Origin of the sequence: Ruminococcoides intestinihominis, from assembly GCF_040096285.1 — a bacterium.
In the GTDB taxonomy this organism is placed as follows: domain Bacteria; phylum Bacillota; class Clostridia; order Oscillospirales; family Acutalibacteraceae; genus Ruminococcoides; species Ruminococcoides intestinihominis.
This window is the reverse complement of record NZ_JBBMEY010000043.1, coordinates 1-13,718: the sequence shown is the minus strand read 5'-3', so window position 1 is coordinate 13,718 and position 13,718 is coordinate 1. Positions and strand designations below refer to the sequence as shown.

Here is a 13,718-nt window from a genome sequence, read left to right as displayed (position 1 = left end):
CTTTAGACGAAGCTAGTAACATAGCCTTTAAGGCGTTAAAAGAAAAGCCACCGGCTAAGCCGGTGGATATTTACTATGCTTATATGTGGAAAACTTTTTGAGTCGTAATGATGGAAATTTTGAGTTGATAAAAATAATAATTTATGTAGTTAATTAAGAGATTTACAAAATTACTTTGCTGATATATAATGTATTTAGAAACTAGAGGAGCAAAATTATGGCTTTCAATGCAATTATTACTGACGATAAAATTAAAGAACTTTTAGCTAAAATAGATAGTGGTGATGATAAAGCAAAAGCCACTTTAGGTGATTATTATAACACTTTAGGTGTACAGTACTTTTCATCAAATGAAGAAGATAATGTGGAAAAATCTATTTATTGTTTTGAAGAAAGCAGTAAGCTAAATGATGAAAACGGTAAGAAAAACCTTGCTATTCTATATAATCAACTTGGTGTAAATTACTATAATGGGAAGGATAATTACAGTATAGATTATAATAAGGCTGAGGGTTACTTCAAGAAGTCACTTGAACTAGGTAATGAAAATGCTAAGAAAAACTTAGGTGTGTTATATAATCAGTACGGTAAGCAATATGGAACAGGTAATCACGCAAATATTAACCACGAAATGGCCGAAAAATTCTTTGAAATGGCAGTTGAAATGGATAACGAAGAGGCAAAATATAATCTTGTAAAGGACTATACCAATTGTTATTTTAATTTTAAATATGGTGTTAACGGTTACTTAAAGGATACTGATAAGGCAAATCAAATGCTGACTATGGCGAAAAATACCGACATAGCAATAGTTAATAAAATAGCTGAAGAATATTATGAGAAAGCTAAGAAACTTGTTTCTGTCGGAATAAATTATGATAATTACAGAAAGATAAACGGATACCTTAAAAGGGCTTCTAAATTAGGTATGACAGGTATTAACAGTGACTTAATATCTTTTTATAAGTATGTTAGTAATTGCTACAGTAAGGGAAAAAAAGGCTTTACAAAGAACAAGGTTAAGGCCAACTTCTATATGGGCAAAGCCGGTGAACTTGGGGATACCGATGCTATTAAAAAGCATAAGCCTGAAAAATAATTTTTAATATGCAAGGCGAAATCTTGAAATGCTATTATTAAATTTATAAAGTATAACAATAAATATTTAAAGAAATAGAAAAATGCGACTATCAATGATAGTCGCATTTTTCTTGTTATATTTTAGGATGTTTAGGAAAAATCTTATTTAAAGTATTTAACACCTGATTCAAAGATTTGCATATCCTTTTCAAATGGAACATTTGCGTAAAGGTTAGCACCCTTTCTTTCACAGTGACCCATCTTACCTAAAACTCTACCGTCAGGAGAAGTGATACCTTCAATAGCACAAACAGAACCGTTTAGGTTAAACTGAATGTCCTGACTTGGGTTACCCTTTAGGTCAACATACTGAGTAGCTACCTGACCGTTTTCAATTAACTTCTTAACTGTTTCGTCAGTAGCAACAAATCTACCTTCACCGTGAGATACAGGAACTGCAAATACATCACCGGCATTAACACTTGAGAACCAAGGTGACTTTGTACTTGTAACTCTTGTGTATGCCATATGGCTGATATGTCTGCCAATAGTGTTAAATGTTAGAGTTGGGTCATTTTCTTTGATTTCAACGATTTCACCGTTAGGTACAAGACCTAGCTTAATAAGTGCCTGGAAACCGTTACAGATACCAAGTGCAAGACCATCTCTGCTCTTTAGTAAGTCGTTAACTGCTTCGCTGATAACAGGGTTTCTAAACGTTGTAGCGATGAATTTACCTGAACCGTCAGGTTCGTCACCACCTGAGAAACCACCAGGGAACATTAGAATTTGGCTAGACTTAATAGCCTTTTCCATTGCCTCAATAGTTTCTTCAATGTCAGATGGCTTTAGGTTCTTAACAATAAGAACTTCAACATCTGCACCGGCCTTTTCAAAGGCTCTCTTTGTATCAATTTCACAGTTTGTACCTGGGAAACATGGGATAAATACCTTTGGCTTAGCAACCTTAATTGCAGGACTGTGGGTATTTCTTTCTGTATATAGAGGAGCATCAACAGTGATTTCAGGAACTTCTGCCTTAGTTGGGAATACCTTTTCAAGTGGAGTTGTCCAAGCCTCAATTAGGTTCTTAAGTTCTAGGCTTTCACCGTTAACAGTAATTTTACTGCTTTCGTTAGTTGTACCAAGTGTGTAATGAAGAACATCTTCGGAAAGTGTTGCACCATCCTTAAGTTCAATAATTAATGAACCTGCCTTTGGAGCAAATAGTTCTTCCATTGTGTATGTATAGTCAGGTTTAAATTCAAAACCAAGCATATTACCGAAACAAGCCTTTGCTACTGAACCGGCACAACCACCTTCTTTAACAACTGATGCAGATAGTACCTGACCATTGTCAAATAAAGCATAAACTGCCTTGTACATTTCAACCAGCTTGTCCCAGTTAGGCATTAGAGTTTCTTTGTTCTCTGGAACAGGAACATAAATAACATTTGAACCACTCTTCTTAAATTCAGAAGAAATTGTCTTACTTGCCTTAGTCATTGCTACTGCAAATGAAACAAGTGTTGGTGGAACATCTAAATCTTCAAATGAACCTGACATTGAGTCTTTACCACCGATTGATGGTAGACCTAGCTTAATCTGAGCTTCCATAGCACCAAGTAGTGCTGCAGCAGGTTTACCCCAACGTTCTGGTTTATCGTGTAGTCTTTCAAAATATTCTTGGAAAGTTAGTCTTGCTTTTAGTGGGTTAGCACCGATAGCAAGTAGCTTTGATGTGCTTTCTACAACTGCATAAGCTGAACCATGGAATGGACTCCATCTTGATGTACCCGGAATGTAACCGAATGACATTGCAGATGCATCATCTGTTTCACCCTTTAGTACAGGAATCTTAGCTGCCATTGCTTCTTGTGGTGTTAACTGTGTCTTACCACCAAATGGCATAATAACTGTTGCTGAACCGATTGATGCGTCAAATCTTTCAGCAAGACCAATCTGTGAACAAACTTCAAGTCTTGATAGGTTGTCCTTAAATGCATCCTTAACACTCTTACCTTCAAGTGCCTTTGGAACATTGTTTCTGTAGCAATCATCAGCATCAGGAACTGTGATAAATGCATCAGCCTCTTGAGTCACACCGTTAGTGTTTAGGAATTCTCTGCTAACATCAACAATTGTGTCACCTCTCCAGTTCATAACCAGTCTAGGTTCTTCTGTAACAATTGCAACTGCTGTAGCCTCTAAGTTTTCCTTTAGTGACTCTGCAATAAATTTATCTACATCTTTCTTGTCCAGAACAACTGCCATTCTTTCTTGAGATTCTGAGATAGCAAGTTCTGTACCGTCAAGACCTTCATATTTCTTTGTAACCTTGTCTAGGTCAATAGTTAGACCGTCAGCAAGTTCGCCAATAGCAACACATACACCACCGGCACCAAAGTCGTTACATCTTTTAATCATCTTAGAAACAACAGGGTTTCTAAATAGTCTTTGGATTTTTCTTTCTGTTGGAGCGTTACCCTTTTGAACTTCTGCACCACAAGTTTCGATAGATTCTTCTGTGTGTGCCTTTGATGAACCGGTTGCACCACCACAACCGTCTCTACCTGTTCTACCACCTAGAAGAACAATAACATCATCGGGAGTAGGAACTTCTCTTACAACATTTTCCTTTGGAGATGCACCAACAACTGCACCGATTTCCATTCTCTTTGCAACATAACCTTGGTCATAAAGTTCTGTTACCTGACCTGTTGCAAGACCGATTTGGTTACCGTATGATGAGTAACCCTGAGCAGCACCTGTTGTAATCTTTCTTGATGGTAATTTACCATGCATTGTATCCTTGAAAGGAACTGTTGGGTCACCTGAACCGGTAACACGCATTGCCTGATATACATAAGAACGACCACTTAGTGGGTCACGAATTGCACCACCAAGACAAGTAGCAGCACCACCAAAAGGTTCAATTTCTGTTGGGTGGTTATGAGTTTCGTTCTTAAACTGTAGTAGCCAGTTTTCTGTTACACCATCAATAGTAACAGGAACATTAATAGAACAAGCATTGATTTCTTCACTTTCGTCAAGATCAGGGATTTGACCACGCTTTTTAAGTAGTTTCATACCCATAAGTGCCATATCCATTAGGCTAACATTTCTATTTGTGTCCTTACCGTAAACTTCATCTCTTGCATCATAGTATGCCTGTAGGGCATCTTCGATAGCTTTTGAAAGAGCCTTTTTCTCAATTTCAACCTTGTCAAGTCTTGTTAAGAAAGTAGTGTGACGACAGTGGTCAGACCAGTATGTGTCAATAACTCTTAGTTCAGTAACAGAAGGATCTCTCTTTTCAGTATCACGGAAGTAATCTCTACACCACTTTAGGTCAGCAAGTGTCATTGCAAAGCCCATTGAGTTGTAGTAGCTTTCCATTTCTTCATCGTTCCACTTAATGAAGTCAGTAATTCTAGCAACATTTTCAGGAACTTCAACCGGAATATCAAGTGACTCCGGCTTTTCAAGAGAAGCAACTCTACTTTCAACAGGGTTAATCATATATGACTTGATTTTTTCAAATTCTTCGTCAGTAATATCCCCTTCAAGTGAAACAACTTTTGCTGAGATAACCTGTGGTCTTTCTCCTGCAGTCAGTAGCTGTACACACTGAGATGCTGAGTCTGCTCTCTGGTCGTATTGACCGGGTAGATACTCCATAGCAAAGACTTTCCAATCCTTATCAACCGGATATTCTTCATCATAAACAATATCCTGATTTGGCTCAGAAAAAACAGTAACCTTTGCCTTAGCAAATTCTTCATCTGTAAGACCCGCAACATCATAACGATTAGCAAATCTTAGGTTTGTTAAAGAACGAACACCAAGGTTGTGACGCAAATCCCAAAGAATCTGCTTAGCTTCAACATTGAATCCGTCTTTCTTTTCTACGAATATTCTTTTTACTTGTGACATCCCATTGACCTCCATCTGGATAATAATCAATATACCTCTAATATTTTACCATAGAATCACATTTTTAATTTTCAACTAGGGAATTATAAAAAATATATTGTTGTTTTTTACAGTAAATTTTTTTGTGAATAAAACTTATCAAATAAATTTTTGATAATAGGTAGTAAGTATAGAAAATAATTACATATATAATAGAAATACATAAAACCATTTGCACAAATTATACAAATTATTTTTATTATTTGTTAAATTATAGTAATATTTTATCATTGTAAATAGTTTATATATTTGTTATTATATATATGTACGAGAAAGTTATATTTATATATTGTTTAGATATATAAATATTTCACTAGAGAGGAGAACAAAATGAAAAAAGTAATAATTGCACTTTTAGTGCTAACAATGGGTTTTGCAGTTATGGGTACAGGCTGTTCCGATAAAAAAGATGATAATTCATCAAGCAATACAAGTAACAGTTCATCAACTGTAAGCAACGGTGACAGTTCATCAAGTGACTTAAGTTCTGACAGTAATTTTGATAGCAATTTAGACAGTGACTTTGAGTGGGAAGAAGGCAAATATATTGTAGGACTTTCAGACCAAGGTAAAAAGAAAAAGAGCATTACTATTCCTGAAAATTGCCAGTCAATTATGATTACAAATTCAGAATCTGCAAAAAGTTATCTTTATTCTAAAGATAACAATGGATTTAACAATAACGAATTGCTGGAAAGTATTGTGTTTGATTCAGAAACTATTACTTCACTTCCACAATTTATGTTCCAGGATGATACAAAACTAAGTGAAGTTAAGCTGCCGAAAAATCTTAAGAAAATTGATGAATGTACATTTGCAAATTGTAAATCTCTAAAAACTGTTGAAATTCCAAGCACAGTTAAAAAGATTGGGGCAACAGCTTTTTCTTGTTCAGGTGTAGAAGAAATTACTATTCCTGAAGGTGTAGAAGAAGTAGAAGATTCTATATTTGATTGTACACAACTGAAGAAAATATACTTACCTGAATCATTAACAACTATCAGTGAATTGTTTTTAGCTGGTATTGATAATATGGATTCAAATTTAAAAACCACTTACAATGTTGAAGTGTATGTAAAGAAAGGTTCATATGCCGATAAACACTATGATGATTACGGAGAGTCATCATTCATAAAGAAATATTATTAATAACACACCAAACTTAAGGGGCTAGAAATAGCCTCTTTTCTTTATTTATAAGGGGTAATAAAAACCATTTGCACAAATTATTTTCTTTATTTATTAGAATTATAGTGGTAGTTTTTCCTTGCGAATATGGTTAAACTGTGGTACTATAAAAAGGTATAATTATAAGTATATGATTTGTTATTAGAAAGGATGTTGACTATGTGTGGTATTTGTGGTTTTACAGGCCAGATTGTTGACAGAAATGAAACAATTAAAAATATGACAGATGTTATCACTCATCGTGGGCCTGACTCTGACGGCCTTTTCCAGGATGATTATATTTCAATGGGCTTTCGTAGATTGTCTATTATTGACCTAGACGGTGGTACTCAGCCTATTTATAATGAGGACAAGTCCCTTGTTATTACTTTCAACGGTGAAATTTACAACTACAAGATTTTGCGTGAACAGTTAATCAAGGTAGGTCATAAGTTTTATACCGATACAGACTCAGAAGTTCTTATTCATGGTTTTGAAGAATGGGGCGAAGAAATGCTACCAAAACTTCGTGGTATGTTTGGTTTCGCTATTTATAACAAGAATGACGGTTCTCTGTTTATTGCAAGAGATTTCTTTGGCATTAAGCCAATGCACTATACATTGATTGACGGTAACTTAGTTTATGGTTCAGAAATTAAGTCAATCCTACAACATCCTGACTTTAAGAAAGAGTTTAACGAAAAGGCTCTTGACTCTTACCTATCATTCCAGTATGTTGTACCACCTGAAACATTCTTCAAGAATGTTTATTGCCTACTACCGGGTCACTATATGTGGTTTAAGGATGGCAAGATTACAACAACAAGATATTTTGAACCAACATTTGAACCTGATGAAACTTTAACAGAAGAAAAAGCAGTTGATGAAATTGCTGATGTATTTGAAGATTCTATCAAGGCTCATAAGATTGCCGATGTTGAGGTTGGTTGTTTCCTATCAAGTGGTGTTGACTCATCATATGTTTCAACTTACTTTGCCGACCAAAAGACATTTACAGTTGGTTTTGACTTTGGTGAAAAGTATAACGAAATTTCTTGGGCTCAAGAACTTTCAAAAGAAATCGGTGTTGAACACCATACAAAGATTATCGGCAGTGAAGAATTTTGGAGTACAGTTCCAAAGGTTCAGTACTATATGGACCAGCCTTTGGCTGACCCAAGCTGTATTGCACTTTACTTTGTATCTAACCTTGCAAGTCAGTATGTAAAGGTTGTACTTTCAGGTGAAGGTGCTGATGAACTGTTTGGTGGTTATACTTGCTACAATGTTCCTCGTTCACTAAAGCCATATAGCATTGTGCCATTCCCTATTCGTAGAGCAATCGGTAAATTAGCAGAAAAATTCCCTAAGGTTAAGGGTAGAGCATACCTAATGCGTGGTGGTAAGCGTCTTGAAGAAAGATTTATCGGTAATGCATTTATGTATGACAAAAAGCAAAAACAGGCTTTACTTAAAAAGCCTGAAATTGCAACAGACCCACAAAATCTATGTAAGCCTTATTATGACAGAGTTAAGGATTATGACGATATTACAAAGATGCAGTACCTTGATATTAACCTTTGGATGACAGGTGATATTCTTCTAAAGGCTGACAGAATGTCAATGGCAAATTCACTTGAACTTAGAGTTCCTTTCTTAGATAAGGAAGTATTTAATGTTGCAAGAACTATTCCTACTCATCTTCGTGTAAACAGTGAGAATACTAAGTACGCAATGCGTAAGGCTGCTCGTAGAAGAATGCCTGAAAAATCTGCTCAAAAGAGAAAGCTGGGCTTCCCTGTACCTACAAGAGTATGGCTAAAGGATGAAAAGTACTATAATGTTGTAAAGAAGGCATTTAAGTCTGCTACAGCAGAAAAGTTCTTTAACACAGATATTCTTGTTAGTTGGCTAGACGGTCACTTCCAAGGTAAGGCTGACAACTCAAGAAAAGTTTGGACAGTTTATGTGTTCCTAGTATGGTACAATATTTACTTTGGTGATGATGATAAAATCAACACACCTAACCTAGACTAAATAATAACTGCTAGGCAAAGGGCTTTTTGAAGAATTTTGTATTCTTCTTCAAGGTCTGAAAGTGGCAGAGGGTTCTCCCCTTTACCTATTTCAAAAGTGAATCCCGGTTTGTTAAATCGGTGAATAAACCAATCTTTAAACCCACCACCATCTGCTATTGATGGTGGTGTGGATAATTTATAATTACAGGTTCTTGCCAGTAGTCTTGCCATTGTTTTGGAGTCTTTTGGTGTTTCATCACCAAATGTATAGTAGATTTCTCTACCTTGACTATGAAAAGCATAGCACCTACTGAAATTCTGTTTTATACAGTAGTTCATAAGTGAGATTGTTTCCGGTTCTGATGATGGAGTTTTGCCACCATACCTTGTGTTGTGTGGTACAGAGATTCCTAAGGCAATTTCTCTCTTGTGTATTTCTTCCCAATTTGCCGGAAAGTTGTGGTTAATGTCAACACCTCTTGCATTTGATTGCCATATGCAAGAATGTGGACAAATATAATTAATAAGTGAAGAATATTTATTTGCTGAGGATGAACCAAGTAAGTTAATGTCAGTACCGTCAGGATTGACACAAGGTATTATGGTTACACCTCTCCTATGTAAATATCTTTTCATTTTAATACCGGCAACTTCACTTCCGTCTCTGTATGAACAACCAAGTTGCCACAAAAATTTATACAGTAAATTAATGGTCAGGTATTCACTTCCGTGTACTCCCCCAACCATAATTATTTTTTTATTTTTGTTACCTATGGTGAATGCCTCAATGTTTCTGTTAACAAGGCTTTTCCCTATGGTTTCTTTTTTTATAAAGGGAAATTCCTTTATTAATCGGTTTTCAAATTCTTCACGATTTTTTGTGTGGGGATAAAAATTAAACATATCATACCTCGGAGATTTTATTATGAAATTAGAAGAAAAAACTATATCATCAAAGCAAGTGTTTGATGGTTGTTTATTAAAAATATATAAGGATGAAGTTCTCTTGCCTGATGGCAATACTGCTACAAGAGAATACAACAAGCACCATGGTGCAGTTTGTGTTGTACCACTAACCAAAGATAATGAAGTGCTGATGGTTAAGCAGTATCGTTATCCATTACGCCAAGTAATGTTAGAAATTCCGGCAGGTAAGCTGGAAAAAGGTGAAACACCTTTGGAAAATTGCAAAAGAGAGTTGAAAGAAGAAACAGGTGCTGATGGCTATAGTTATATGACACTTGGTAGCTATGTTGGACTATGTGCTTATTCTGATGAGATTGTTCATATGTATATGTGCAGAGTTGATGGTTGTGGTGAACAACACCTTGATGATGACGAATTTCTAAATGTGGAAAAGATTCCATTTGATAAAGTTGTGGAAATGGTGCTGAATAATCAAATCATTGACGGCAAAACTCAAGTGGCAATTCTGAAGGCAAAGTACCTACTTGACAGTGGCAAAATTTAATTTATATTAAAGTATATTTGAGAGTTACTATATATATGAAAGAACAAATTAACGAAAATAATTATTCTGCAGTAGCACTTGGATTTTTTGATGGAATACATCAAGGTCATAGGGCAGTTATCGAAAAAATGATTAAAGTGGCTAATGAAAAGTCGCTGACTCCTATTGTTTATACTTTCCGGAAAAACCCGGCATTGCTATTTGGCAGAAGTGTTGAAATTATCACTCCTAATGAAGAAAGACAGATTATTCTTAAGAATATGGGTGTCAGTAAAGTTATTGAGGATGATTTCTTAACAGTAAAGGATTATTCACCAAGAGAATTTGTGGAAAAAATCCTTGTTGAAAAATTAAATGCAAAAGAAGTGTTTTGTGGCTTTAATTATCATTTTGGCAAAGGTGGAGTTGCTGACCACAATACACTTAAAGAAATATGCAAAGAATTTTCTATTAATGTTACGGTAACAGACCAAGTTGTTGTTGATGGCGATACTGTCAGCAGTACAAGAATAAGGAAACTTATTAAGAATGGTGAAATGGAAGAAGTAAATAAACTTCTTGGTCATAGATTCGGCTATACATCTGTAATTGAACAAGGCAATCACATAGGTAGACTTATGGATACACCTACTATTAATCAGAAACTACCGGAAAATATTGCAATTCCTAAGTTTGGTGTTTACACAAGTATAGTTACTATTAAGGGTAAACAATACGCCGGTGTAACTAATGTTGGTGTTAAACCTACTGTTGGTAACTACAAGCCACTTTCAGAAACATGGTTGCCTAAATACAACGGTCCGGATTTATATGGTGAAGTGATTGACACAAGACTTTTATGTTTTCAGCGTCCGGAAAAGAAGTTTGACTCTTTAGCTGAACTGGAGAAAACTATTAAAAATGATGGCAAAAATGCGTTAATCAACATTAAAAAGTATATTTGTTGATTATTATAATTTTTTTTGATAAATTATACTTTTACAACTGAAAATTAATCAAATTAAAATCTTTCCTAGTGCATTTAGGAAAGATTTTTCTTATTTTATATATATTTTTAACAAATGGAGAACAAACTGAAACACAAGGAATGGTGGGAGTTATGATATATTTTGGAAATTTTATAAAGCTAATTTAACAAATGGACTTCAAATTTTAACAAATTGTTAATACAATATATCCAAAACATAAAGATTTGGTTACAAACGTTATACAAATTAAGCTTTTTATCTATTTTCAACAAAGATAAAGTGTTAAATTCGTTACTTTGCTAATTGAAAAGTACTTGAAAAAAAGACTATAATAAATATGCAATTAAATGCGATACTTTAAAAGGAGGTTTTTCAGAAATGAAAACAAAAAGAATTGTTAGCATTATTCTTTCAGTGCTAATGGCTTGCTCAGTATTTGCAGGCCTATCAGTAGCTGCTGATGATACTGCTACACACACTTACACAGTTGTAGGTGACGCTAAGTTCTTAGGTGCTAACTGGACTCCTAATACTCCAGCTGACGATATGGCACTTCAGGAAGGCGGCACTTACAAGAAGACATACACAGGTGTTGCTAAGACTGACTGTGCTACAATCAAGGTTGTAGAAGATCATGATTGGTTCACATCATTCGGTGCAGTTGCAGGTGTTGTAAACCCTGAAAACATTGAATTCTCAGTTCCAGAAGACAACTCAACAGTTGATGTTATTCTAACTCTTTCTGGTACAAGAGAAAAGGAAGTAACAGACGCAGATGGTAAGCCAACAGGCGAAGTAAAGACTATCAACGACGGTACAGTTAAAGTACTAGTTAATGGTGCAGATGCACCTGCTAAGGTTGTTCCTCTAGAAAATGCTTATTATGTAGCTGGTGAACCTGGTCTATGTAATGGTGTTGAATGGAAAGTTCTAGCAAATGCAGAAACAGAAGAAGAAAAGACTGCAGTTGAAACAAAGAACAAGATGACTAAGAATGAAGATGGTTCTTACGAAATCACATTCAAGAATGTACAGCCTAAGGAAGGCGGCGCTGCTTACGAATTTAAAGTAACAACAAACGGTGCTTGGGAACCAGCTTATGGTTATGACGGTCTTATCGGACAAGGTGGTGCAAATGCACAAGTTCCTGTAACAGAAGCTAACTCAACAGTTAAAATAGTTTTAACAGCTGATCTAAAGGTTAAAGCTTATGTAAACGACGTTGATGTTACTCCAGCTCCAGTTCCTACAGAATCAAAGCCAGAAGAAACAACAGACAATAAAGGTAACACTAGTGCTGTTACAAGCCAGGGCGGTATCTACACAGGTCCTTCAACAGGTGAAAAATCAAAAAGATATTTCTTCGCTATGCGTAAGGATTGGTACACATTTAATAATGCAACAGCATGTGCTTACTGGTGGGATGGTACAGATAAATGTGTTGACTGGCAGCATTCATATCAGTTGAGATCAACTCCTCTAACACTAGAAGACGGCTCAAATGTGTATTACATTGACCTAGGTGAAACTGTTGCAAATGTTATCTTCAACAACGGTATCGACGGTGGTGCTAAGGCAGCTGAAGGCGAAAAACCATCTCCAAACTGGGGTAAGAACTTCCAGACATCGGACATTAACCTAGAAGGTTACATGGCTAACGACAGTGATACATACCCAGAAGGCTTGAAAACTTTTGCTAATATGATTTATGTTGTTGACCCATCAAAGGTTAGTGTAAGTGAACTATCAGGTGCTACAACATATGGTGGCGAATGGTATTATCTACATGCTGACGGTAAGTATGACACAACAGCTGGTTCAACTTATGAAGTTAAGGATGTAACTGCTGTTATTACTACAAAGAACGTTTCAGTTTACCCAGGTAAGACTGCTAAGATTAATGTTAAGTATACAAACACAACAGCTCAGACAACAAAGGTTTGGTCTTCAAGCAACACAAGTGTTGCAACAGTAGACAAGAACGGTGTTGTTAAGGGCGTTAAGGCTGGTAGGGCTGTAATCTCTCTAACAGTTCAGAACCCTGGCGATGCTCAGGCTCTAGTAGTTACAAGTACTGTAACAGTTAAGCAGTATGTAACAAGCATTAAGCTAAACGCTAGATTAAAGACTATCTACAACGGTAAGTCATTTACACTAAAGGCTACAGTTAACCCTAAGAATGCTGCTAACAAGGGTGTAACATATAAGTCATCTAACACAAGATATGCAACTGTTACATCTAAGGGCGTTGTTAAGGGTATCAAGCCAGGTACTGCTTATATCACAGTTAAGGCTAAAGACGGTAGCAACAAGTATGCTAAGTGCAAAGTTGTTGTTAAACAGCAGAAGGCTACAAAGCTAAAAATCTCAGCTAAGAAGAAAATTACTCTAAAGAAGAAGGGTGCTTCTGTTAAGATTAAGGCTACTCTATATCCATCAAACACATACAACAAGCTAATTAAGGTTACTTCTTCCAAGAAGCGTATCGTTAAGCTATCAGCTTCTAAGATTAAGTCCGGTAAGACTGTAAAAGTTAAGGCTCTTAAGAAGGGTTCAACAGTTGTTAAGTTTACAGCTGCTGACGGTTCTAGAAAGTCTGCTCAGACAAAGGTAACAGTTAAGAAGTAATTCTAATTGACTACTTTGTTAATCTACTAACTAGTAATTCACCCACCTGTTTTCAGGTGGGTGTTTTTGTTGTGTAAAAAATTATGTTGTGTAATCAATTTGATTATAATAAAGAATTTTGGTTGTTTGTTATAAGCCTGTTGTGCTAATTTGTTTTTTCAATTTTGATTATGCTAATCTGAAAATGCTTTAACAAATTTAGGCTTTTCAATTTTGTTTCTGTGTTACGATAAATTAATTTTGCAAACTTAGGTTTGTCTTTTTAATATTTATTGAGTGTAAAGGAAAATTCATAAATTGGGGTTTGTCTTTTTAATTTTGATTGTGGTTAAAAGCAAATTTGTAGTGAGAATATATACCATAAAATCATATGAAACTATGACTCACAGGTGTAGGGGACATCATTGATGT

Annotated in this window: 8 protein-coding genes; 6 read left to right on the top strand and 2 right to left on the bottom strand. The window is 35.5% G+C overall.

The genetic code is table 11. The features are described 5' to 3' along the window. The first annotated feature begins 217 nt into the window (after nt 1–217). Nucleotides 218–1,099 carry a tetratricopeptide repeat protein gene (locus tag WMO18_RS09175; RefSeq protein WP_211147988.1) on the top strand — a complete coding sequence of 294 codons (882 nt, stop codon included), beginning with the start codon at nt 218–220 and terminating at the stop codon, nt 1,097–1,099. A gap of 143 nt (nt 1,100–1,242) precedes the next feature. Here WMO18_RS09175 and WMO18_RS09170 read toward each other — a convergent pair whose 3' ends face one another. After that, entirely contained in the window at nt 1,243–5,016 is a 3,774-nt protein-coding gene (locus WMO18_RS09170; RefSeq protein ID WP_211147987.1) for a phosphoribosylformylglycinamidine synthase, read from the bottom strand. A 369-nt stretch (nt 5,017–5,385) separates the two neighbouring features. Between WMO18_RS09170 and WMO18_RS09165 the strand changes: the two genes are divergently transcribed. Next, the gene (locus WMO18_RS09165) at nt 5,386–6,204 is read left to right on the top strand and encodes a leucine-rich repeat domain-containing protein (RefSeq protein WP_211147986.1); all 819 of its coding nucleotides are present in this window, start codon (nt 5,386–5,388) and stop codon (nt 6,202–6,204) included. 198 nt (nt 6,205–6,402) lie between these two features. Then, a complete protein-coding gene (gene asnB, locus WMO18_RS09160; RefSeq protein WP_022505399.1) occupies nt 6,403–8,259 on the top strand; it encodes an asparagine synthase (glutamine-hydrolyzing) in 1,857 nt (618 codons plus the stop codon). On the opposite strand, the gene WMO18_RS09155 is transcribed toward asnB, so the two are convergent. Continuing rightward, nucleotides 8,256–9,143 (bottom strand): M14 family zinc carboxypeptidase, encoded by an 888-nt coding sequence (locus tag WMO18_RS09155; protein WP_211147985.1) that lies wholly within the window; start codon nt 9,141–9,143, stop codon nt 8,256–8,258. The two genes, asnB and WMO18_RS09155, sit on opposite strands and share 4 nt — an antisense overlap. 22 nt (nt 9,144–9,165) lie before the next feature. Here WMO18_RS09155 and WMO18_RS09150 point away from each other — a divergent pair, with 22 nt between their 5' ends. The 3 genes from WMO18_RS09150 (at nt 9,166) to WMO18_RS09140 (ending at nt 13,307) form a co-directional block, all read left to right on the top strand. After that, nucleotides 9,166–9,711, top strand: coding sequence for an NUDIX domain-containing protein (locus tag WMO18_RS09150; protein WP_211147984.1), 546 nt, complete (start codon nt 9,166–9,168; stop codon nt 9,709–9,711). A 35-nt stretch (nt 9,712–9,746) separates the two neighbouring features. Continuing rightward, the gene (gene ribF, locus WMO18_RS09145; protein ID WP_211147983.1) at nt 9,747–10,658 is read left to right on the top strand and encodes a riboflavin biosynthesis protein RibF; all 912 of its coding nucleotides are present in this window, start codon (nt 9,747–9,749) and stop codon (nt 10,656–10,658) included. A gap of 399 nt (nt 10,659–11,057) precedes the next feature. After that, complete coding sequence (locus WMO18_RS09140; protein WP_211147982.1) at nt 11,058–13,307, top strand: Ig-like domain-containing protein; 2,250 nt, start codon at nt 11,058–11,060, stop codon at nt 13,305–13,307. Nucleotides 13,308–13,718: the final 411 nt, after the last annotated feature.

What these genes read in the sequence shown, in the direction of transcription:
- WMO18_RS09170 (WP_211147987.1), bottom strand. Translation starts at nt 5,016, where the DNA reads ATGTCACAAGTAAAAAGAATATTCGTAGAAAAGAAAGACGGATTCAAT.
- asnB (WP_022505399.1), top strand. Translation starts at nt 6,403, where the DNA reads ATGTGTGGTATTTGTGGTTTTACAGGCCAGATTGTTGACAGAAATGAA.
- WMO18_RS09140 (WP_211147982.1), top strand. Translation starts at nt 11,058, where the DNA reads ATGAAAACAAAAAGAATTGTTAGCATTATTCTTTCAGTGCTAATGGCT.
- WMO18_RS09155 (WP_211147985.1), bottom strand. Translation starts at nt 9,143, where the DNA reads ATGTTTAATTTTTATCCCCACACAAAAAATCGTGAAGAATTTGAAAAC.
- WMO18_RS09175 (WP_211147988.1), top strand. Translation starts at nt 218, where the DNA reads ATGGCTTTCAATGCAATTATTACTGACGATAAAATTAAAGAACTTTTA.
- WMO18_RS09165 (WP_211147986.1), top strand. Translation starts at nt 5,386, where the DNA reads ATGAAAAAAGTAATAATTGCACTTTTAGTGCTAACAATGGGTTTTGCA.
- ribF (WP_211147983.1), top strand. Translation starts at nt 9,747, where the DNA reads ATGAAAGAACAAATTAACGAAAATAATTATTCTGCAGTAGCACTTGGA.
- WMO18_RS09150 (WP_211147984.1), top strand. Translation starts at nt 9,166, where the DNA reads ATGAAATTAGAAGAAAAAACTATATCATCAAAGCAAGTGTTTGATGGT.